The 20,159-nt window shown below is 62.6% G+C and carries 23 protein-coding genes; 21 read left to right on the top strand and 2 right to left on the bottom strand.

Annotation, left to right across the window (positions count from 1 at the left end):
- The first annotated feature begins 6 nt into the window (after positions 1 to 6).
- Positions 7 to 4,482 carry a DNA-directed RNA polymerase subunit beta' gene (locus tag B5F74_RS10055; protein ID WP_204212544.1) on the top strand — a complete coding sequence of 1,492 codons (4,476 nt, stop codon included), beginning with the start codon at positions 7 to 9 and terminating at the stop codon, positions 4,480 to 4,482.
- A gap of 247 nt (positions 4,483 to 4,729) precedes the next feature.
- Complete coding sequence (locus B5F74_RS10050) at positions 4,730 to 4,960, top strand: hypothetical protein (RefSeq protein ID WP_087202124.1); 231 nt, start codon at positions 4,730 to 4,732, stop codon at positions 4,958 to 4,960.
- A gap of 283 nt (positions 4,961 to 5,243) precedes the next feature.
- Here the strand turns inward: B5F74_RS10050 and B5F74_RS10045 are convergent, their stop codons facing one another.
- Entirely contained in the window at positions 5,244 to 5,606 is a 363-nt protein-coding gene (locus B5F74_RS10045) for a NifB/NifX family molybdenum-iron cluster-binding protein (RefSeq protein WP_158095752.1), read from the bottom strand.
- 233 nt (positions 5,607 to 5,839) lie between these two features.
- Here B5F74_RS10045 and rpsL point away from each other — a divergent pair, with 233 nt between their 5' ends.
- The 19 genes from rpsL (at position 5,840) to B5F74_RS09950 (ending at position 18,842) form a co-directional block, all read left to right on the top strand.
- Positions 5,840 to 6,217 (top strand): 30S ribosomal protein S12, encoded by a 378-nt coding sequence (rpsL, locus tag B5F74_RS10040; RefSeq protein WP_066829371.1) that lies wholly within the window; start codon positions 5,840 to 5,842, stop codon positions 6,215 to 6,217.
- An 87-nt stretch (positions 6,218 to 6,304) separates the two neighbouring features.
- Entirely contained in the window at positions 6,305 to 6,778 is a 474-nt protein-coding gene (rpsG, locus tag B5F74_RS10035) for a 30S ribosomal protein S7 (RefSeq protein ID WP_066829368.1), read from the top strand.
- A gap of 21 nt (positions 6,779 to 6,799) precedes the next feature.
- The gene (gene fusA, locus B5F74_RS10030; protein ID WP_087202120.1) at positions 6,800 to 8,923 is read left to right on the top strand and encodes an elongation factor G; all 2,124 of its coding nucleotides are present in this window, start codon (positions 6,800 to 6,802) and stop codon (positions 8,921 to 8,923) included.
- Between the two features lie 63 nt (positions 8,924 to 8,986).
- The gene (rpsJ, locus tag B5F74_RS10025; protein WP_022386569.1) at positions 8,987 to 9,295 is read left to right on the top strand and encodes a 30S ribosomal protein S10; all 309 of its coding nucleotides are present in this window, start codon (positions 8,987 to 8,989) and stop codon (positions 9,293 to 9,295) included.
- Positions 9,296 to 9,439: 144 nt separating this feature from the next.
- A complete protein-coding gene (locus B5F74_RS10020; RefSeq protein ID WP_087202118.1) occupies positions 9,440 to 10,051 on the top strand; it encodes a histidine phosphatase family protein in 612 nt (203 codons plus the stop codon).
- A 350-nt stretch (positions 10,052 to 10,401) separates the two neighbouring features.
- Positions 10,402 to 11,022 carry a 50S ribosomal protein L3 gene (gene rplC / locus B5F74_RS10015; protein WP_066829350.1) on the top strand — a complete coding sequence of 207 codons (621 nt, stop codon included), beginning with the start codon at positions 10,402 to 10,404 and terminating at the stop codon, positions 11,020 to 11,022.
- Positions 11,023 to 11,070: 48 nt separating this feature from the next.
- Entirely contained in the window at positions 11,071 to 11,697 is a 627-nt protein-coding gene (gene rplD / locus B5F74_RS10010) for a 50S ribosomal protein L4 (RefSeq protein ID WP_066829347.1), read from the top strand.
- Positions 11,698 to 11,985 carry a 50S ribosomal protein L23 gene (gene rplW, locus B5F74_RS10005; RefSeq protein WP_066829344.1) on the top strand — a complete coding sequence of 96 codons (288 nt, stop codon included), beginning with the start codon at positions 11,698 to 11,700 and terminating at the stop codon, positions 11,983 to 11,985. It begins immediately after the preceding gene.
- A 160-nt stretch (positions 11,986 to 12,145) separates the two neighbouring features.
- Positions 12,146 to 12,976 (top strand): 50S ribosomal protein L2, encoded by an 831-nt coding sequence (gene rplB, locus B5F74_RS10000; RefSeq protein ID WP_066829341.1) that lies wholly within the window; start codon positions 12,146 to 12,148, stop codon positions 12,974 to 12,976.
- A gap of 29 nt (positions 12,977 to 13,005) precedes the next feature.
- Positions 13,006 to 13,266 carry a 30S ribosomal protein S19 gene (gene rpsS, locus B5F74_RS09995; RefSeq protein ID WP_022349932.1) on the top strand — a complete coding sequence of 87 codons (261 nt, stop codon included), beginning with the start codon at positions 13,006 to 13,008 and terminating at the stop codon, positions 13,264 to 13,266.
- A gap of 16 nt (positions 13,267 to 13,282) precedes the next feature.
- On the top strand, positions 13,283 to 13,654 hold the full coding sequence (rplV, locus tag B5F74_RS09990) for a 50S ribosomal protein L22 (RefSeq protein ID WP_066829338.1): 372 nt from the start codon (positions 13,283 to 13,285) through the stop codon (positions 13,652 to 13,654).
- 4 nt (positions 13,655 to 13,658) lie between these two features.
- On the top strand, positions 13,659 to 14,369 hold the full coding sequence (rpsC, locus tag B5F74_RS09985; RefSeq protein WP_066829334.1) for a 30S ribosomal protein S3: 711 nt from the start codon (positions 13,659 to 13,661) through the stop codon (positions 14,367 to 14,369).
- Complete coding sequence (gene rplP, locus B5F74_RS09980) at positions 14,369 to 14,803, top strand: 50S ribosomal protein L16 (RefSeq protein ID WP_066829330.1); 435 nt, start codon at positions 14,369 to 14,371, stop codon at positions 14,801 to 14,803. The genes rpsC and rplP overlap by 1 nt, the downstream gene beginning before the upstream one ends.
- On the top strand, positions 14,803 to 15,018 hold the full coding sequence (rpmC, locus tag B5F74_RS09975) for a 50S ribosomal protein L29 (RefSeq protein ID WP_066829327.1): 216 nt from the start codon (positions 14,803 to 14,805) through the stop codon (positions 15,016 to 15,018). Before rplP ends, rpmC begins: the two co-directional genes overlap by 1 nt.
- A gap of 16 nt (positions 15,019 to 15,034) precedes the next feature.
- Positions 15,035 to 15,301 (top strand): 30S ribosomal protein S17, encoded by a 267-nt coding sequence (gene rpsQ, locus B5F74_RS09970; RefSeq protein WP_066829324.1) that lies wholly within the window; start codon positions 15,035 to 15,037, stop codon positions 15,299 to 15,301.
- A 100-nt stretch (positions 15,302 to 15,401) separates the two neighbouring features.
- Positions 15,402 to 15,770 carry a 50S ribosomal protein L14 gene (gene rplN / locus B5F74_RS09965; RefSeq protein ID WP_066829323.1) on the top strand — a complete coding sequence of 123 codons (369 nt, stop codon included), beginning with the start codon at positions 15,402 to 15,404 and terminating at the stop codon, positions 15,768 to 15,770.
- A gap of 16 nt (positions 15,771 to 15,786) precedes the next feature.
- Positions 15,787 to 16,098, top strand: a complete 312-nt coding sequence (gene rplX, locus B5F74_RS09960; RefSeq protein WP_066829319.1) for a 50S ribosomal protein L24 — start codon at positions 15,787 to 15,789, stop codon at positions 16,096 to 16,098.
- A 304-nt stretch (positions 16,099 to 16,402) separates the two neighbouring features.
- On the top strand, positions 16,403 to 16,855 hold the full coding sequence (locus B5F74_RS09955; RefSeq protein ID WP_087202116.1) for a helix-turn-helix transcriptional regulator: 453 nt from the start codon (positions 16,403 to 16,405) through the stop codon (positions 16,853 to 16,855).
- Positions 16,856 to 17,105: 250 nt separating this feature from the next.
- Positions 17,106 to 18,842, top strand: coding sequence for a serine/threonine-protein kinase (locus tag B5F74_RS09950; protein WP_158095751.1), 1,737 nt, complete (start codon positions 17,106 to 17,108; stop codon positions 18,840 to 18,842).
- A gap of 103 nt (positions 18,843 to 18,945) precedes the next feature.
- Here the strand turns inward: B5F74_RS09950 and B5F74_RS09945 are convergent, their stop codons facing one another.
- The gene (locus tag B5F74_RS09945) at positions 18,946 to 20,151 is read right to left on the bottom strand and encodes an SPFH domain-containing protein (protein ID WP_087202112.1); all 1,206 of its coding nucleotides are present in this window, start codon (positions 20,149 to 20,151) and stop codon (positions 18,946 to 18,948) included.
- Positions 20,152 to 20,159 lie beyond the last annotated feature (8 nt).

Genomic DNA, 20,159 nt, shown 5'->3' with positions numbered 1-20,159 from the left:
GTGACTGTGGCAGATTTCGAATCCACTGATTTTGATGCGGTAAAGATCTCGCTCGCTTCCGCCGACCAGATCCGCTCGTGGTCGCACGGCGAGGTCAAGAAGCCCGAGACCATCAACTACCGTACCCTCAAGCCCGAGAAGGACGGCCTGTTCTGCGAGAAGATCTTCGGTCCCGCCAAGGACTGGGAGTGCTCCTGCGGCAAGTACAAGGGCATCCGCTTCAAGGGCATCGTCTGCGAGCGCTGCGGCGTCGAGGTGACGAGCGCCAAGGTTCGCCGCGAGCGCATGGGTCACATCGAGCTCGCTGCTCCCGTCTCCCACATCTGGTACTTCAAGAGCCCCACGAGCTTCCCCATGAGCCGTCTTCTGGACATCAAGTCCAAGGACCTGGAGAAGGTGCTCTACTTCGCCAGCTATATCATCACGCACGTCGACTATGAGGCCCGCGAGGCCGATGCCGAGGACCTGCGCGAGGAGCTCGCCGCCGACCTCGAGGAGATCGACGCCGAGTGCGCCCGCCAGATCGAGAGCCTGAAGGCCCAGGGCGACCCCGAGAACTTCGACGAGTTCTCCGACGAGGAGCCGCTGACGCCCGAGGAGATCGCCGCCGGCATCGTCGACATCGAGGAGGAGACCAAAGACGAGAAGCAGCTGCGCTCCGACGCCTTCCAGGCGTTCATGCAGCTGACCGAGCGCGACCTGATCTCCGATGAGCCGCTGTTCCGCGAGATGAAGCGCTACTACTCCATGTACTTCGAGGGCGGCATGGGCGCCGAGGCCATCCGCGACCTGCTGTCCGCCATCGATCTGCCGAAGGAGGCCGAGCGCCTCAAGGCCATCATCGCCGACGAGGACGGCCAGAAGCAGAAGCGCGAGAAGGCCGTCAAGCGCCTCGAGGTCGTCGATGCCTTCCTCAAGGGCGGCAACGACCCGGCGAACATGATCCTGGACGTCATCCCGGTCATCCCGCCCGATCTGCGCCCGATGGTCCAGCTCGACGGCGGCCGCTTCGCCGCGTCCGACCTGAACGACCTGTACCGTCGCGTCATCAACCGCAACAACCGCCTGAAGCGCCTGCTCGACCTCGACGCGCCCGCGATCATCGTGAACAACGAGAAGCGCATGCTGCAGGAGGCCGTGGACGCCCTGTTCGACAACGGTCGCCGTGGGCGCCCGGTGTCCGGTCGCGGCGGCCGTCCGCTGAAGTCGCTCGCCGAGGCCCTCAAGGGCAAGCAGGGCCGCTTCCGCCAGAACCTGCTCGGCAAGCGCGTCGACTACTCCGGCCGTTCCGTCATCGTCACCGACCCCAAGCTGAAGCTGCACCAGTGCGGTCTGCCCAAGACCATGGCGCTCGAGCTGTTCAAGCCGTTCGTCATGAAGCGCCTCGTGGAGCTCGGCAAGGTCGAGAACATCAAGGGCGCAAAGCGCGCGATCGACCGCTCCGCCAGCTTCGTGTGGGACATCCTCGAAGAGGTCATCGACGGCCGTCTGGTACTGCTCAACCGCGCCCCGACGCTGCACCGTCTGTCCATCCAGGCCTTCGAGCCCGTGCTCGTCGAGGGCAAGGCCATCCACCTGCATCCGCTCGTCTGCTCCCCGTTCAACGCGGACTTCGACGGCGACCAGATGTCGGTGCACGTGCCGCTGTCCCAGCAGGCGCAGGCCGAGGCCCGCGTGCTGATGCTGTCTGCCAACAACCTGCGCTCCCCGGCGTCCGGCAAGCCCGTCAACGTCCCGTCCCAGGATATGATCATCGGTGTGTACTACCTCACCCAGGTCCGCGACGGCCTGTCCGGCGAGGGCCACGTGTTCGCGAGCTTCGACGACGCGCTCAACGCCTATGACGCCCGCACCGAGGTCGACCTGCAGGCCAAGATCATGGTGCGCGTGAGCTCCGAGCAGGCCAACGTCTTCACCGAGGACGGCCGCAAGCTCTTCCGCGTCATGAACGGCCGCGGCGACGCCGTGGACTACGACGTGACCGGTTCCAAGACCGCGCGCTTCGAGACCTCCATCGGCCGCATCATCTTCAACCAGCAGTGCCTGCCGGCCGACTACGAGTTCATCAACTACAAGATGGCCAAGGGCGACGTGTCCAAGCTCGTGGCCGACTGCTGCGACCGCTATCCGCAGGCCGAGGTCGGTCCGATCCTGGACGCCATCAAGTACGCCGGCTTCCACTTCGCGACCCGCGCCGGCCTGACCATCTCGCTGTGGGACGCCCTCATCCCCGAGGACAAGCCCCAGATCCTCGACGTCGCCCAGAAGCGCGTCGACCAGATCAACGAGTACTTCGAGGAAGGCTTCATCAACGAGCAGGAGCGCCACATCGAGGTCGTCAACGAGTGGACGGCTGCCACCGACACCGTCGCGGCCAAGATGCTCGACATGTTCGATGAGGAGAACCCCATCTACATGATGGCCGACTCCGGTGCCCGTGGCTCGAAGGCCCAGCTGCGTCAGCTCGGCGGCATGCGCGGCCTCATGGCCGACATGTCCGGCGAGACCATCGACCTTCCCATTAAGGCGAACTTCCGCGAGGGCCTGCTGCCGCTCGAGTACTTCATCTCCACCTACGGCGCCCGTAAGGGCCTGGTCGACACCGCGTCGCACACGTCCGACTCCGGTTACCTCACCCGTCGTCTCGTCGACGTGGCGCAGGACGTCATCGTCCGCGAGGAGGACTGCGGCACGACCGAGGGCGTCACCTACAACCTGATCATCCCGGGCACCGACGACATCAACGCCGACCTCGTGGGCCGCTGCTTCATCGAGGACGTCGTGGCGCCGGACGGCGAGACGCTGTTCCACACCGACGAGTACATCGAGAGCGTGGCCGATCTCCAGAAGATGATCGACCACGGCATGAAGAAGGTTAAGCTCCGCGCGCTTTTGACCTGCCGCTCCAAGTACGGCGTGTGCCAGAAGTGCTACGGCTGGGACCTCTCCACGCGTCGTCCGGTCGCCATCGGCACTGCGGTCGGCATCATCGCCGCCCAGTCCATCGGCGAGCCCGGTACGCAGCTGACGATGCGTACCATTCACTCCGGCGGCGTCGCGGGCGTCGAGGACATTACGCAGGGTCTGCCGACCGTCGGCCGCATGTTCGACGTCGTCGGCAACGTCAACGAGAAGATCCTGGGCCGCGAGGCCGATCTGGCCCCGTACTCCGGCGTGCTCTCGATCAAGCCCGAGAAGGCCGAGTACATCATCCAGATCCTCGACGCCGACGATCCGACCCGCATCCTCGACGAGCGCCGCGTGCCCGCGTCGGTGCGCTTCATGCCCGGTATCGAGGACGGCGCCGAGATCCGCGCCGGCGACCAGATCACCAAGGGCTTCGTGAACTTCCGCAACCTGCGCAAGCTCACCGACATCGAGTCCACCATGCACACGTTCGTCGAGAGCGTGAAGGACGTCTACACGAGCCAGGGCGTCGACCTGAACGACAAGCACATCGAGGTCATCGCGCGCCAGATGCTGCGCCGCGTCCAGATCACCAACCCCGGTGACTCCCGCTACCTGCTGGGTCAGTACGTCGACCGCTACGAGTTCGCCGACGAGGTCGATCGCGTGGCGCGTCGCGGCGGCACCCCGCCGGCGGCCGAGCCCGTCATCCTGGGTACGCTCAAGGTCGCGTCCTCCATCGACTCCTGGCTGTCCTCCGCGTCGTTCATCCGCACCGCGGGCGTTCTGACCGAGGCCGCCATCGAGGGCAAGGTCGACCACCTGCTCGACCTCAAGTCCAACGTCATCGTGGGCAAGAAGATCCCCGCCGGCACCGGCCTCAAGCCGTACGCCAACGCGACGCTGACCTACCGCACCGCCGACGGCTACGTCAACATCGACGGCCCGACGTCGCCTGCGTCCAAGAGCCTGCCCGACTGGGCTCCCTCCGAGCTCAAGGAGCTCGATGAGCAGCTGCCGCAGCAGCTCGACTGGACCGGCTACGACGAGTACGGCACCGGCGACGGCTCGTTCACCCGCAACGGCCGCACCATCTCCGCCGAGGACGCGCGCCTCTACCTGTTCGACGACTTGGGCGTGTCGCAGCGCTGGACCAACAAGTTCAGCGAGGTCGGCATCGAGACGGTCGGCGACCTGGTCGGCAAGTCCGAGGAGGACCTGCTGCGCATCGACGGCATCGGCGCCAAGGCGATCGAGGAGCTGCGCGACGGCCTGGAGGCCCACAACCTCCTGTACATCCTCGACAACACCGACGACGTGGCGGACGAGGAGGATCTGTCCCAGCTGCTGCAGATGGTGTTCAGCCCGGACGGCCCCGACGACATCCTGCTCGGCACGAGCGCCCCGCGCCATCACTTCGACTCCGATGAGGAGATGATCGGCGCTCCCGCTGAGGACAGCTCCAAGAAGGAAGGTTCCTCCGGCATCATCAACGAGGACATGGCCTCGCTCGACGAGCTGCTGAACCAGCTTGTCGACAACGACGACCATCATCCTGAGGAGCAGGAGGACTAAGGTTTCCGCCTGAACCCGTTCGGCCCGCTTTCCCCCACAGGGGAGAGCGGGCCTTTTGCGTAGGTAGGGGCATGCGCGAAGCCGTCGCCATGGGGGAGGGGGTGTCCCATCTGCCTGCCGGATGTCATTCATGCTGGATACCGCCGATTCGTTCCTTTGTCGTCGGCGCCGACCCTTCAAGTGGATATGCTGGCTTTGCAGGGCACGGGCGCTGCGAAGGTAATTCCGCCTGAAGGGAGCTTCAAACATGGCAGACGATAAGCTGATGGACGCCCAGCTGAATGACGACGAGCTCGCAGGCGTCGCGGGCGGCGGCACCGGCATCGACCCCGATGCGTTCAAGCCGTTCGACCCCAATGATCCGATCAATATCCTGATTCAAAAAGAGCAGGAGGCCCCGAGCGTTTCCCCGATCCCGGGCCCCGATGGAACTCTCATCATCCCCGGTACCGCCGGAACCACCGTCAACCTCGACTAGCCACCAAGCATTCACTCAGCAAGGGGCGAGCACTCGGTGCCCGCCCCTATTCGAGTGAATGCAAATTCAAGGTACGTCCCCGATTTGCACTTTTGCAAATCGGGGACGTACCTTGAATTTGCATGTTTGCATACTGGGGACACCCCTTGGTCGTATGCTCTTGCACGAGCACCCGTGTCCCTATGGCCTGACACGTATTCATGAAGAACCCCCGCCACGCTACCGCATCTACGGTGGCATGGCGGGGGTTGCAAAAAACGGTGCCGCTTCGACGTGCGCTTCCTCAGTGCCTGCAGGCCGCGTTCGGGTCCATGGGCTCCACGTCGCCCGCGAGGAACTTCTTGAGCACGTCGCCCGCGATCGGCGTCTCGCGCTCGGCGTAGACGGCCACGCCGCCCGCGGTGAAGCGGCTGTAGGGAGGCATGCCCATGCCGGTGGCAATGATGGCGTCGATGTTCTGGTCGAGCGCGTGCTGGATCACGCCGCCGCAGCCGCACTCGTCGTGCTCGACGTTCTTGACGGATTCGACGCTCGTGACGGCGCCGTCCTCGACCGTCGCGATGGTGAAGTAGGCGGCATGGCCGAAGTGGCCGGAGCGGGGTGCGTCGAGTCCCTGATCGGTCTCGACGGGGATGGCGATCCTCATGGGGCTTCTCCTTATGACTGGAAGATACATGCGCCGACCATTATAGAGAACTCGATGTGGAGATTTGGCGGAAAGGGGGCCAAAATAGGATACGCCCGGCGGCGTGGTGTGTTGACAGCGCTGCAAGCGGGCGTACAATTGCGAACTGCGTGTTTCGAAGGTGGATGCTGACGCCTCGATTCAAGCCGTTGCACATTATAGAAAGCTGGAATCATTTCGAGAAGGAGTACGCTTTGCCTACTATTAACCAGCTGGTTCGTCAGGGCCGCCAGTCCAAGCCGGCCAAGTCCAAGAACGCCGCTCTGCAGCACAACTCGCAGAAGCGCGGCGTGTGCACCCGCGTGTTCACCACGTCCCCCAAGAAGCCGAACTCGGCTCTGCGCAAGGTTGCCCGTGTTCGCCTGGTCAACGGCATCGAGGTCACCGCTTACATCCCCGGTGAGGGCCACAACCTGCAGGAGCACTCCATCGTGCTCGTCCGCGGCGGCCGCGTGCGCGACCTCCCTGGTGTTCGCTACAAGATCATCCGTGGCGCCTACGACTGCGCTCCGGTGAACAACCGCATGAAGGCTCGCTCCCGCTACGGCGCCAAGCGTCCGAAGCAGAAGTAAGCAGATCTGTAACGAACCGTTTCCGCGACGTCACGAATATTCGCCGAACAGGCATCGCGTCGCTTCAATACCAGAGGAGAAATACCTATGCCTCGTCGCAAGACTAAGAATCTTCATCGCGAGATCCAGCCGGATTCCGTGTACAACAACCGCCTGGTGACCCAGCTCATCAACAAGATCCTGCTGGACGGCAAGAAGGCCACCGCTGAGCGCATCGTCTACAGCGCCTTCGACATGGTCGCCGCCAAGTCCGAGCAGGACGCCCTGGCCGTCTTCAAGAAGGCCATGGACAACGTCCGCCCGACCCTCGAGGTCAAGCCCAAGCGCGTCGGTGGCGCCACCTACCAGGTGCCCATGGAGGTCAACTCCCGTCGTGCCACCCAGCTGGCCATCCGCTGGATCGTCAACTTCGCCCGCGCCCGCAAGGAGAAGACCATGGCCGAGCGTCTGGCCAACGAGATTCTCGACGCCTCCAACGGCGTCGGCGCTTCCGTGAAGCGTCGCGAGGATGTCTTCAAGATGGCCGAGGCCAACCGCGCATTCTCTCACTACCGTTGGTAAACCGAGGAAGGATAGATACACATGGCTAAGCCTAAGTACAAACTGTCCGACACCCGTAACATCGGCATCATGGCCCACATCGATGCCGGTAAGACCACGACGACCGAGCGCATCCTGTACTACACCGGCAAGACCCACAAGATCGGTGAGGTCCATGACGGCGCTGCCACCATGGACTGGATGGTCCAGGAGCAGGAGCGCGGCGTAACCATCACCTCCGCTGCCACCACGTGCTTCTGGCACAAGGGCGGCGACGTGAAGAACGGCCCCGCCTACCGTATTCAGATCATCGACACCCCGGGCCACGTGGACTTCACGTCCGAGGTCGAGCGCTCCCTGCGCGTCCTCGACGGCGCCGTCGCCGTCTTCGACGCCGTTGCCGGCGTTCAGCCCCAGTCCGAGACCGTGTGGCGCCAGGCCCGCACCTACAACGTCCCGCGCATCGCCTTCATCAACAAGTTCGACCGCATCGGCGCCGACTTCTGGCACGCGATCGACACCATGAAGGAGCGCCTGCACGCCAAGGCGGTCGCCATCCAGGTCCCGATGGGCTCCGAGGACAACTTCTGGGGCATCATCGACCTGGTGACCATGGTCGCCTGGGACTTCAAGGCCGACGACAAGGGCATGACCTACCCTGAGCCCATGGACGAGATCCCGGCCGAGTTCGCCGAGATCGCCGCCGAGAAGCGCGCCGAGCTGCTCGACGCCGCCGCCGAGTACGACGACGAGCTCATGATGATGGTCCTCGAGGACGAGGAGATCCCCGTCGAGATGCTCAAGGCCGCCATCCGCAAGGGCGTTCTCGCCAACGACCTCAACCCGGTCCTCGTGGGTTCCGCTTACAAGAACAAGGGCGTCCAGGAGCTGCTCGACGCCGTCGTCGACTACCTGCCGAGCCCGCTCGACATTCCGGCCGTCGAGGGTACCGACCCCGACACCGGCGAGGCCGACACCCGCGAGACGAGCTTCGACGCTCCGTTCTCCGCTCTGGCGTTCAAGATCATGACCGACCCCTACGTCGGTAAGCTCACCTTCTTCCGCGTGTACTCCGGTCACATCGACGCCGGCTCCTACGTGGTCAACGCCACCAACGGCCAGCGCGAGCGCTTCGGCCGCATCCTCGAGATGAACGCGAACGACCGTGTCGACGTCGACGGCGCCTTCGCCGGCGACATCCTCGCCGCCGTAGGCCTCAAGAACACCACCACCGGCGACACCCTGTGCGAGGAGGGCCACGAGATCGTCCTCGAGTCCATGGAGTTCCCCGATCCCGTTATCGACGTTGCCGTCGAGCCCAAGACCAAGGCCGAGCAGGACAAGATGAGCCTCGCGCTCGCCAAGCTCGCCGAGGAGGACCCGACCTTCACCGTCCGCACCGACCACGAGACCGGCCAGACCATCATCGCCGGCATGGGCGAGCTGCACCTCGAGATCATCGTCGACCGTCTGCTGCGCGAGTTCAAGGTCGAGGCCAACGTCGGTAAGCCCCAGGTCGCCTACCGCGAGGCTCCCGGCCACGACGTCGACCGCGCTGAGGGCAAGTTCGTCCGTCAGTCCGGTGGTCGCGGTCAGTACGGCCACGCCGTCATCAAGCTCGAGAAGATGGAAGAGGGCTTCGGCTACGAGTTCGTCAACGCCATCGTCGGCGGCGTCGTGCCCAAGGACTACATCCCCTCCATCGACAAGGGTATCCAGGAGGCCCTCGAGACCGGTGTCATCGCTGGCTACCCGGTGGTCGACGTCAAGGTGACCCTGTTCGACGGTTCCTACCACGAGGTCGACTCCTCCGAGGCCGCCTTCAAGATCGCCGGCTCCATGGCGATCAAGGACGCCCTCAAGAAGTCCGACCCGATCCTGCTCGAGCCGGTCATGGCCGTCGAGGTCGAGACCCCCGAGCAGTACATGGGCGACGTCATGGGCAACCTGTCCGGCCGTCGCGGCAAGATCGAGGGCATGGACGATCGTTCCGGTGCCAAGGTCATTCGCGCCAAGGTGCCTCTGGGCGAGATGTTCGGTTACGCGACCGACCTCCGCTCCCAGACCCAGGGCCGCGCGTCCTACACCATGCAGTTCGATTCCTACGAGCCCGCGCCGAAGTCCATCACGGACGAGGTCGTGGCCAAGGCCGGCGGCAACGCCTAAGGCCCCTCGCACGTACACTAGTTTGATTGCGAGGAAGCCCTCGCACGCCATTTGGAGGTAACGTTGTCTAGCCAGAAGATCAGGATTCGCCTCAAGGGCTATGATCACGAGGTCGTGGACCAGTCCGCTAAGCTCATCGTCGACACCGCTCAGAAGACCGGTGCCCGCGTGTCCGGCCCCATCCCCCTGCCCACCGAGCGCAACCTCTACACGGTCATCCGCTCCCCGCACGTGGATAAGGACTCCCGCGAGCAGTTCGAGATGCGCACCCACAAGCGCCTCATCGACATCCTCGATCCCACCAGCGGTACCGTCGACTCGCTGATGCGTCTCGACCTGCCCGCCGGCGTCGACATCGAGATTAAGCTCTAAGCCAAACTCGATAGCTTGCTGTATGGCCCTCGGCATCGCGCCGGGGGCCTTTATCGTTTTGCGCGGGCCCGATCCGGCTCGCCTCGCATGCATCGGGCCCGCTGCGGTATCATGGCGGGCGGAACAGGAGCCGAAAGGAGCGGGATGTCCCAGCTGTATCTGCTTCGTCACGGGCAGACGGAGTTCAATCTCAATCACCTCGTCCAGGGACGGTGCGACGCGCCGCTTACCGAGCTGGGCATCGCGCAGGCGCATGCCGCCGCCCGCTGGCTCATCGAGCAGCACGTGCGCTTCGACCGGCTCTGCACGTCGCCCTTGGGACGGGCGAAGGCGACCCTCGGGCTCGTCCGCGCCGATCTTTCGTCCGCAGGAGTTACGGACCTTCCGGAGATCGAGCCCGTCGACGGCCTGATGGAGCGCAGCTATGGTCCCTTCGAGGGCGGTCCTGCCGCCGATGTTCCCTGCGAGCTGTGGGATCCCGGCGAGGCCCTCGTCCCATATGGGGGAGAGGGGAGCGCGGCGCTGCGGGAGCGCATGGTCGCCACGCTGACGGACATCATGGAGCGCGCCGACGACGATGCCGCCGTCCTGGCCACGAGCCATGGTTCTGCGACCCTGCAGTTCAAGAAGGTGTGGGAGCATCTCGCCCGCTGCCCGCAAGACGTTCCCCTGGGGAACTGCTGTATCCTCGTCTACACGTACGATCGCGAGCGCCGGGCCTTCATCAACCAGGCGATCGTGAACCCCCAGCTGTAGCGCGGACGGGTCGGCTTCGAATGCGCCGGCAGATGCATCCGCCTGAATCCGGTGCCATCCACTCCGTCGTTTTCCCCAGGGCGAGCGATTATGTCCGCGCATGTGCCCTACGCTGCGAATTCAATGCGAAGAAAATATGGACACGCCCGTGGCCGTGTATACTAATCAAGCTGTGCCTCGATAGGGGAGGATTCCACCTGCGGAGAGCACGCTCGCGAATGGGTTGCCGAGCGCGCTGACGCACGTTGAATGCAAAGCTACGTGGCACGCACGTCCGATAGTGGTCCTCTAGGGGCGTCCGCAAGGGGCGGACGCAGTGTCCCAAGACCACCGAGAGTTAGGATCATTGAATGATCAGCATGATTCTCGGCCGCAAGATCGGTATGACCCAGGTGTGGGACGAGAACGACAACGTCGTCCCCGTCACGGTCATCCAGGCTGGCCCCTGCGCGGTCTCGCAGGTTAAAACCAAGGCCACCGACGGCTACGATGCCGTCCAGATCGGTTTCGGCGACATCAAGGCCAAGAACGTGAACAAGCCCATGGCTGGTCACTTCGCCAAGGCCGGCGTCGAGCCCGTCCGTTACCTCCGTGAGGTCCGCGTCGAGAACGGCGAGGATCACAAGGTCGGCGAGACCGTCACTGTCGCTGACTTTGCCGACGTCGCCAAGGTCGATGTCATCGGTACCTCCAAGGGTAAGGGCTTCCAGGGCCGCATCAAGCGCTGGGGTCAGCGCCGTGGTCCTATGACTCATGGTTCCCACTTCAAGCGTCATCCGGGCTCCATCGGCCAGTGCGCCTATCCCGCCCGCGTCCTCAAGGGCGTCAAGATGGCCGGTCACATGGGCGATGAGCGCGTGACCGTGAAGAACCTCACCGTTGTCCGCATCGATGCCGAGCAGAACCTCATGCTCATCAAGGGTGCCGTCCCTGGTGGCAAGAACGCTCTGGTCGCCATCCGTATGGCCTAAGGGCCTCAGGTCCAGTAGGTCCTAGAGTCATACCAAGGAGAACAGAACATGTCTAAGTTTGAAGTAAAGAACAGCGAGGGCAAGGCGGCCGCCGAGGTTGAGCTCGCGCCTGCGGTCTTCGACATCGAGCCGAACGTCCACGTTATGCACCACATCGTCACGTGCCAGAGGGCATGCTGGCGTCAGGGCACCCAGTCCACCAAGGGCCGTTCCGAGGTCTCCGGTGGCGGCAAGAAGCCTTGGCGTCAGAAGGGTACCGGTCACGCCCGTCAGGGTTCGACCCGTGCCGGCCAGTGGCGTCACGGCGGTGTCATCTTCGGGCCGAAGCCCCGTTCCTACGCCAAGCGTATGAACAACAAGGAGGTCAAGCTCGCCATGCGCTCCGCGCTGTCCGCCAAGCTGCGCGACAACGAGCTCTTCCTCGTCGACGACTACGGCTTCGAGAAGCCGTCCACCAAGGCTGCCGTCGCCCTGCTCAAGAACCTCGGTATCGAGGGCAAGCGCCTCACGATCATCGTGCGCGAGGACGACATCAACGCCTACCTGTCGTTCCGTAACATCCCCAAGACGTTCATCATCACGCCGTCCGAGGCCAACACCTACGACCTCCTCAACAACGGCGCCCTGCTGATGCCCGCTGACGTCGCGACCCACTTCGGGGAGGTGCTCGCATAAATGACCGCTCACGAGATCATCATCCGCCCCATCGTGTCCGAGCGCTCCTACGCTGAGATGGAGCAGAATCGCTACACGTTCGAGGTCCACAAGGATGCTAACAAGTATCAGATCAAGGACGCGATCGAGGAGATCTTCAATGTGAAGGTCACCCGCGTTAACACCCTGCGCGTCAAGCCGAAGACCAAGCGCGTGCGCTACGTCGCCGGCCAGACTCGCTCCTGGAAGAAGGCCATCGTCACCGTGGCCGAGGGCCAGTCCATCGAGATCTTCGGCAACCAGGCCTAAGATCGAGCCCCGCATGCATTCCAGCCTCGCGAGCAGCGAGGGAGTTTTGGATGTACCGGGCTCAAAAGATGGAGCCGCCCGGTACCGTGGTAAATCCGGTGTCACCGCACCCGCGTCCCTGCTTGCGGTGGCGAGCGGATTGATATGAAAGGGATAGGTAATGGCTGTAAAGCACCTTAAACCGACCAGCGCCGGTAGGCGTTGGCAGACGATCTCGGACTTCTCCGAGATCACGACCAACAAACCCGAGAAGTCCCTTCTCGCGCCCCTGCCCAAGAAGGCCGGTCGTAATAACCAGGGTCGCATCACCGTCCGCCATCAGGGCGGCGGCGTGAAGCGTCGCTATCGTATCATCGACTTCAAGCGCAACAAGGACGGCGTGCCCGCCAAGGTTGCCACGATCGAGTACGATCCCAACCGTTCCGCGCGCATCGCCCTGCTCCACTATGTGGACGGCGAGAAGCGCTACATCCTCGCGCCCAAGGGCCTCAAGGTCGGCGACCGCGTCGTGTCCGGCTCCGATGCCGACATCAAGCCCGGCAACGCTCTTCCGCTTGCCGACATCCCCGTCGGTACGCTGATCCACGCGATCGAGTTCATGCCCGGCAAGGGCGCCGCGATCGCTCGTTCCGCCGGCACCGCCTGCCAGCTCATGGGCAAGGAGGGCAAGTACGCCATCGTGCGTATGCCGTCTTCCGAGATGCGCCGCATCCTGCTCACCTGCCGTGCCACCGTCGGTGAGGTCGGCAATGCCGAGCACTCCAACATCGTCATCGGCAAGGCCGGTCGCAAGCGCAAGCTGAACGTCCGTCCTACCGTCCGCGGTACGGTCATGAACCCGGTCGACCACCCGCACGGCGGTGGCGAGGGCAAGAACCACACCTCCGGTCGTCCTTCTGTTACTCCGTGGGGCAAGCCGACCAAGGGCTATCGCACCCGCAACAAGAAGAAGGTCTCCAACGCCCTCATCATCCGTCGTCGTCGCAAGTAGTCGATACCGAGTTTTAGGAGTTAGCACTTATGAGCAGAAGTCTCAAAAAGGGCCCGTTCGTAGAAGCTCGCCTTCTCTCGCGTATCGTCGCGATGAACGAGGCCGGCAAGAAGGACGTCGTGAAGACCTGGTCCCGCGCGTCCACCATCTTCCCCGAGATGGTCGGTCACACCATCGCCGTCCACGACGGCCGCAAGCATGTGCCCGTGTATGTCACCGAGTCCATGGTTGGTCACAAGCTCGGCGAGTTCGCGCCGACCCGTACGTTCCGCGGCCACAAGGCCAAATAGGGGGGGTTCTTCGTAAATGGCAACTAAGTCAACCGACACCGCGACCCGCGAGGTCCGCGCGACGGCCAAGTACGTTCGCGTGTCCCCCGGCAAGGCTCGCCTGGTGGTCGACCTGATCCGCAACAAGTCCGTGGCTCAGGCTTTCGATATCCTGCATTTCTGCAACCGCGCCGTGGCTGTGGACGTTGAGAAGGTTCTCAAGTCCGCCGTGGCCAATGCCGAGAACAACAACGGTATGCGCGCTTCCGACCTCGTCGTGAAGTACGCCTACGTGGACGAGGGCCCGTCGCTGAAGCGCATCCGTCCTCGCGCCAAGGGTTCCGCTTCCCGCATCCTCAAGCGCACGAGCCACATCACCGTTATCGTTGCTCCCGGAAAGGAGGCGTAGAGCCATGGGTCAGAAAGTCTATCCCACCGGCTTCCGTCTCGGTATCACCGAGAACTGGCGTTCCCGTTGGTTCGCCGATAAGAACTACGCCGAGACCCTCGGCAACGATCTTGAGATCCGCAAGTACCTCAAGAAGCGCCTGTCTCGTGCCGCCGTCTCCCGCGTGGAGATCGAGCGCGCCGGCGACAAGGTGAAGATCATCATCTTCACCGCCCGTCCCGGCATCGTGATCGGCAAGAAGGGTGCCGAGATCGACACCCTGCGCACCGACCTCGAGAAGGTCGTCGGCGTCGACCGCGGCCACCTGTCCGTCGACGTCATCGAGATCAAGCGTCCCGAGCTCGACGCCAACCTCGTCGCCCAGTCCATCGCCGAGCAGCTCGAGGGCCGCGTTGCCTTCCGTCGCGCCATGCGCAAGGCTGTTCAGACCGCTCGCAAGTCCGGCGCCAAGGGTATCCGTATCCAGTGCTCCGGCCGTCTGGGCGGCGCCGAGATGGGCCGCCGCGAGTGGTACCGCGAGGGTCGCGTGCCTCTGCACACCCTGCGCGCCAAGATCGACTACGGCACGGCCGTCGCCCACACCACCATGGGCGCCTGTGGTGTCAAGGTTTGGATCTACCTGGGCGAGAAGCTTCCGGGTCAGCCGGTTCCCAACCCGGCTCTCGAGGGTCCTTCGCGTCCTCGCCGTCGTAATTCCGAGAGGAGGGGTCAGTAGTGCTTGCCCCTAAGCGTATTCTTCACCGCAAGGTGCAGCGTGGCTCCATGAAGGGTCATGCCAAGGGCCATACCGAGCTCCATTTCGGTGACTACGGTCTCCAGGCTCTCGAGGCTCACTGGATCACCAACCGTCAGATCGAGGCCGCTCGTGTCGCCATGACTCGTTACATGAAGCGTGGCGGTCGCGTGTTCATCACGATCTTCCCCGACAAGCCCATCACCAAGAAGCCCGCTGAGACCCGCATGGGTTCCGGTAAGGGCAACCCGGAGGAGTGGGTGGCCGTCGTCAAGCCCGGCCGCGTCATGTTTGAGATTTCCGGCGTCTCTGAGGAGATTGCGCGCGAGGCTCTGCGTCTTGCCCAGCATAAGCTGCCGATTAAGACCAAGGTCCTCATCCGCAACGCCGACGCCGCTGCCGAGGAGGATAACTAATGAAGCCCGCAGAGATTCGTGAGCTCACGGACGCTCAGCTTGCCGACAAGCTGAAGGAGATGCGCGCCGAGCTCTTCAACCTTCGTTTCCAGATGGCCACCAGCCAGCTGGACAACACCGCTCGCGTCAAGACCGTGAAGAAGGACATCGCTCGTGTCCTCACGGAGCAGCGCGCCCGTCAGATTGCAGCGGAGAAGACCGCTGCGGCCGAGTAGATTCAGGAGTTAGAGCATGACTGAAACGACTGAGCGTAATTCGCGCAAGGTCCGCACGGGTGTCGTCGTCTCCATCTCGGGCAACAAGACCATCGTTGTCCAGACCACGGAGCGCAAGCGCCACCCCAAGTACGGCAAGATGATGACCAGCACCAAGAAGCTTCACGCTCACGACGAGGAGTGCACCGCTGGCGTGGGCGACACCGTCCGCGTCATGGAGACCCGTCCTCTGTCCAAGATGAAGCGTTGGCGTCTCGTCGAGATCATCGAGCGCGCTAAGTAATCACCAACCGTACGCTTCTGCGATGACGTGCGCCGCGCCGGCGCAACCCGCCACATAGGCCGGCGCACCTCTCATCGTTCTCTCATTCGGAGGAACTACCATGATTCAAATGCAAACCATGCTCACGGTTGCTGACAACTCCGGTGCGCGCAAGGTTCGCTGCATCAAGGTGCTCGGTGGCTCCAAGCGTCGTTATGCCGGCATCGGTGACGTGATCATCGCCGCCGTCCAGGAGGCCACCCCGGGCGCTAACGTCAAGAAGAAGGACGTCGTGCGTTGCGTCGTCGTCCGCACCGTGAAGGAGGTCCGTCGCAAGGACGGTTCCTACATCCGCTTTGATGACAACGCTGCCGTCGTCATCAACAAGGACGGCTCGCCCGTCGGCACCCGTATCTTCGGGCCCGTCGCTCGTGAGCTTCGTGACAAGAAGTACATGAAGATCGTCTCGCTTGCACCCGAGACCCTGTAGTTAGGGAGAGACCGTTATGTCTATGTCCATCAAGAAGGGCGATAACGTCAAGGTGCTCTCCGGCAAGGATCGCGGCAAGACGGGTACTGTCCTGCGCGCGCTTCCCGCTGAGGGCAAGGTTGTCGTCGAGGGCGTGGCTATCGTCAAGAAGGCCATGAAGCCCACCGCTCAGAACCAGCAGGGCGGCATCGTGTCCCAGGAGGCCGCCATCGACGCCTCCAACGTGATGCTCATCTGCCCCAAGTGCGGCCAGGCCACTCGCGTCGGCCACAAGAAGGACGGCAAGAACAAGCTGCGCATCTGCAAGAAGTGCGGCGCTGAGTTCTAAGCCATTCCGAGCATTGTGCGAACAAGCGCTCCCGACTCACGTCGGGAGCGCTTTTTGTTTCGGGCAGGGGTGTCCGCTTGGACTCGGTCCTGCGCGCGCGTTTGCAATGGGAGTGGGGTTTTTAACCATTCAACGCGTGCGCAGCTGTTTCAGTTGTGATCAATACTGACTCGATTTATACGCAGAGCTGGTATGAACTCCAATCCTAAGTGGACGAAAGACCCAACAGGGTGCCCTGTTGCAGTGCGATGGTACTATAGGGATGTTTCATTTGGGTGGTTGTGCATAGCGAAAGGAGGCGGCGATGGCCAAGGAGAAATCCACTGAGGATTTGTTGGAGCGCCTGCTTGCCTCCTCTACGGTCGATGAGTATCTATCTGAGGGCGAAACGCTTGATCGCACCTTGGTGAGCTATCTTGAGGAGCTGCGTGAGCGTTTGGGTGTAAAGAAGGCCGCTGTCGTGCGCGCCTCCGGCTTGAATCCTACCGTTGTGTACGATATCTTTGCCGGCAAGAGCCGCCCTGGTCGTGACCACGCCATCATGCTGGCGTTTGGACTCCAATGCTCGCTCATCGAGACGCAGCGGCTCTTAAGGCTTGCTGGCGTGGCCGAACTGTGGCCTAAGGTTCGTCGTGACGCCGTCATCATTTGGTGCATCGAGAACGGCAAAACGCGCGTTGAGTGCGAAGACGAGCTGTGGAGCCGCGGCGAAAAGACGCTGCTTGGCACTGGTCCGCTCAAGCGTGCGGCGGTGTAGGGGATATTCGCTTCGCGGCGGTTCGGACAAAAGGTTTTTGATTCGATGCCTCATATTGATTCTCAGAAGCACCCCATGCTGCAGCGCATGATTGTGTCTGGGAACATGCCAATACATCCCCTCGATTCAGTTACGAGCTGAGGAAACGGTTCGAAACCCTGCTTAGAATCTGATTACAATACTCTCCATAAGCGTGTCGCGGCGCTGGAGAGGGGTTGCAAAGCGGATGCGCAGGGTGAGGATCGCCGGATTGAACGAGGAACAGACCATGCATGCGATGGGTATCGACGATGCCTATCAGGTGGTTCGCGTCCTCGCGGACGGTCGCGGCGGAACCACGGAGCTCGTGACGATTGAGGACGCGGGCCCGTTCGTGCGCAAGAAGATTCCGCAGAAGCTTGCGAATCGCAGCGTATGGGCAGCGCTTGCGGACTGTGCTTGCTCGCGTCTGCCGCAGGTGGTGGCGACCTACGAGTTGCCCGATCGCTTTGTAGTGGTGTACGAATATGTGCCGGGTTCGACGCTTGAGCAAGTCATTGAAGCAGGCGGCGCTCTGCCGGCAACAGAAGCTGTGCGGCTCATGCATGATGTATGTGAGGCGGTGGAGGCACTTCACGACCATGGCATCATTCATCGGGATATCGCGCCCTCGAACATTGTGGTGGCGGCCGACGGCGCGCATCTGATAGATCTTGGGATAGCGTTGATGCCGGGTCGCGATAACGATGCCGATGAGGCTACGCTGGGCACATGGGGCTATGCCTCGCCCGAACAGCATGGATTTGCGGCCACCGACGTACGGTCGGACGTGTATTCCTTGGGCCGGGTGTTGGGCTATTTGCTAACGGGTGTGTGCCCTGCCGAGAAGGGCTACGCATCGGCGATTGCGGCGGATACGGTGCCGGAAGCCCTGCGGGCTGTCGTTGAGCGCGCGAGCGCTTTTGAGCCGAGCGCGCGATACCAGAGCGTGCCGGCGCTTGTTGCAGCACTGAATGATGCCGCCAATGGAGAGGGTATCGGTTCTACGCCTGCTGGAATTAGAAAGCGAGCGGCATTAGAGAATGGCCGAGATCACGTTCCGAGCGATGCCGTAAAGCAGTCGGATGGTGGCGTCGGCGATTTGTCAGATGCAGCTGCGGTGCCGCGTCGCGCAGGGACGCGCCGAGCCGCGGTCGTTGCTCTGGTCCTTGTTGTCCTTATTGTTATTGCTGGCTATATCGCCGTGTCGCGGTTTATGGGTGGCAACACGGACAGCGTAACTGCGGGGTGGCAGTCCTCTGCCGGCATTCCTGAGACGAATATGCGTGAGAACGGAGCGTCGTCCGAAAACGGGACGTCTGCAAGCGACAGCGGCATCGCGGCCCCATTGCTCAACGACGGTGATGTGGCGCCGCTCTTCGACACGGCAGATCTGCAAATTGTTGAGTGTGGCTGGTGGGTCGGGGACATGGGTTACGTGAACTACGGGTTCGCATTGCGCAATGCGAGCGCGGATACGCGTGTCGATTTGCCCCAGGTTACGATTACCGGGCGTGATGCATCGGGTTCCGTCGTGTTCACCCAGGAACAGGTGCTGTTTTCGCTTATGCCGGGAGAGACGCAGTATTTTGGTGGCGTTGCGGGGAATGGTGCGGCTCCTGCCGAGATGACGTTCGAGGCGGTGCCACCGCAGGATCACAACGTGGTGGCTTCAACGGGAACTCCGGCGCGTTTTGAAGCGCGCGGTGTGCATGCAGCGCTTGATCAGCTGGGTGGCACGATCGTTACGGGCGAGATTGCGCTGATGGAAGAGGGCGTCGATTGCTTTGACGGCGGAATGGGCCAGACTGCCATTTCGCTGATTCTTCGCGACGCACAGGGCAACATCATATTCGGCGATGCGATATTCGTGAACGCGCCCGCCCCAGGCTCATCCGTCCCGTTTGAGTTCAACGAGTACGACATCCCCGAATATGCAGCAATCGAGGTCTATGCGATCCCGTGGTAGGGGCGGGTTTTTGAAGACGATGGAAAAGCCGGGTCTCAGAGCGATGTTGCCAGCTCTGAGACCCGGCTTTCGACCGCCGTGAAAGCTATTATTCAGCGCCTCCCTAGAGCCCCAGAATCTCGCGTTTCTTTGCATCAAATTCATCCTGCGAGAGGATGCCTGCGTCCAGGAGTCCTTTTAGCTTTTGCAGTGCCTCTATCTGGTCGTCCAGTGAAGCGGAGGCGCCTGCAGCTCCCGTGGGATGCGCGGCACCGGCACCGGTTTCAGATGCGTTCGATACGGCGGCGGTCCCTCCGCCGCTCGCAGACGCTGCGGTGCGCGGATCCAAACCGGCTGCCAAGTTCATGCCGAACAGCATGGCTCCGCCTTCGCCCAGCCCGTTGTCGCGCACGCCTTGGGCAATCATCTGCTGAGCGGCCACATCGGCTGCGCGTTGCGAGACGCCCTCGTAGGCTCGGACGCTCATCTTCTTCTCAGAGAACTGGCGCACCAGCTCGCGCGACTGCTCGGACAGCTCGATGTTTTCAATTGCTACCGCAACAAGCTCAAGGCCGAATCGTGCCGGCCAGGTGCCAGCGTTCGCGATATCGGCACCAATATAGCTGGCGATATCGTCGGCATGCATAGGGAGCTGCGAGATGCGGTAGGACTCCGATAAAGCGTTGGCGGCAACCGTGAAGGAGTGCAGGAACTCGGCGAGCAGCTGCTTGCGCGCCTGCGGATCGTCGAGCGAATACGAGGACATGTTGGCGGGTACGAAGTCCCGTACGACCTGCATCGGATCGGCAACGCGAACGGTGAACGAGCCATAGGCATACAGCTCGAGGTCGGTGCCGTAATATTGATCGTTGTATACCAAGGGGCCGCGCGTGCCAAACCGCAGCCCGCGGATTTCGCGCAGGTTAAGATAGGCGACACGCTTCTCCTCCGACGCCATGCCCGAGAAGCCGAAGCGCTCGCCCACCTGGTCTAGAAGGATGCGGCCCATGCCGTGTTCTGAGCGATCCTGCCGGTCGAACACGGTGGCTTCGCCGTTGCGGTATTCGTGTCCGCCCGGCTCGGTCAGCACCTGTTCTATACCTGCTTGGCTAAAGATGAATGCGGCGGTGTTTTCGGGAACGAAGATGACCGAGCCGTTGGAGAGGACGTCCTCGGAGCCGAGGTTAGCTCCAAAGTCGTTTTGCTGCCGCTTGCGGACGCCGGGGGCAACGAGCGCGTGCTCATCAAACGGGCCGGCGGTAATAATGTCCTTCCATTGATCGGCAAGCATTCCCTCGATCGAGTCGAAGGCGGAGTCAAGCAATCCCATGTGGTCTC

This window comes from Collinsella sp. An271 (assembly GCF_002159695.1).
GTDB classification, from domain to species: Bacteria; Actinomycetota; Coriobacteriia; order Coriobacteriales; family Coriobacteriaceae; genus Collinsella; species Collinsella ihumii.
This window is presented reverse-complemented; position numbering and strand designations above follow the sequence as displayed.

Coding starts and splice junctions, on each gene's coding strand:
- rplX (WP_066829319.1), top strand. CDS start 15,787: ATGTCTATGTCCATCAAGAAGGGCGATAACGTCAAGGTGCTCTCCGGC.
- B5F74_RS10020 (WP_087202118.1), top strand. CDS start 9,440: ATGTCCCAGCTGTATCTGCTTCGTCACGGGCAGACGGAGTTCAATCTC.
- rplV (WP_066829338.1), top strand. CDS start 13,283: ATGGCAACTAAGTCAACCGACACCGCGACCCGCGAGGTCCGCGCGACG.
- rpsS (WP_022349932.1), top strand. CDS start 13,006: ATGAGCAGAAGTCTCAAAAAGGGCCCGTTCGTAGAAGCTCGCCTTCTC.
- B5F74_RS09945 (WP_087202112.1), bottom strand. CDS start 20,151: ATGGGATTGCTTGACTCCGCCTTCGACTCGATCGAGGGAATGCTTGCC.
- rplB (WP_066829341.1), top strand. CDS start 12,146: ATGGCTGTAAAGCACCTTAAACCGACCAGCGCCGGTAGGCGTTGGCAG.
- rpmC (WP_066829327.1), top strand. CDS start 14,803: ATGAAGCCCGCAGAGATTCGTGAGCTCACGGACGCTCAGCTTGCCGAC.
- B5F74_RS10050 (WP_087202124.1), top strand. CDS start 4,730: ATGGCAGACGATAAGCTGATGGACGCCCAGCTGAATGACGACGAGCTC.
- rpsG (WP_066829368.1), top strand. CDS start 6,305: ATGCCTCGTCGCAAGACTAAGAATCTTCATCGCGAGATCCAGCCGGAT.
- fusA (WP_087202120.1), top strand. CDS start 6,800: ATGGCTAAGCCTAAGTACAAACTGTCCGACACCCGTAACATCGGCATC.
- rpsQ (WP_066829324.1), top strand. CDS start 15,035: ATGACTGAAACGACTGAGCGTAATTCGCGCAAGGTCCGCACGGGTGTC.
- B5F74_RS10045 (WP_158095752.1), bottom strand. CDS start 5,606: ATGAGGATCGCCATCCCCGTCGAGACCGATCAGGGACTCGACGCACCC.
- B5F74_RS09955 (WP_087202116.1), top strand. CDS start 16,403: ATGGCCAAGGAGAAATCCACTGAGGATTTGTTGGAGCGCCTGCTTGCC.
- rpsC (WP_066829334.1), top strand. CDS start 13,659: ATGGGTCAGAAAGTCTATCCCACCGGCTTCCGTCTCGGTATCACCGAG.
- rplN (WP_066829323.1), top strand. CDS start 15,402: ATGATTCAAATGCAAACCATGCTCACGGTTGCTGACAACTCCGGTGCG.
- rplD (WP_066829347.1), top strand. CDS start 11,071: ATGTCTAAGTTTGAAGTAAAGAACAGCGAGGGCAAGGCGGCCGCCGAG.
- rplC (WP_066829350.1), top strand. CDS start 10,402: ATGATCAGCATGATTCTCGGCCGCAAGATCGGTATGACCCAGGTGTGG.
- rplW (WP_066829344.1), top strand. CDS start 11,698: ATGACCGCTCACGAGATCATCATCCGCCCCATCGTGTCCGAGCGCTCC.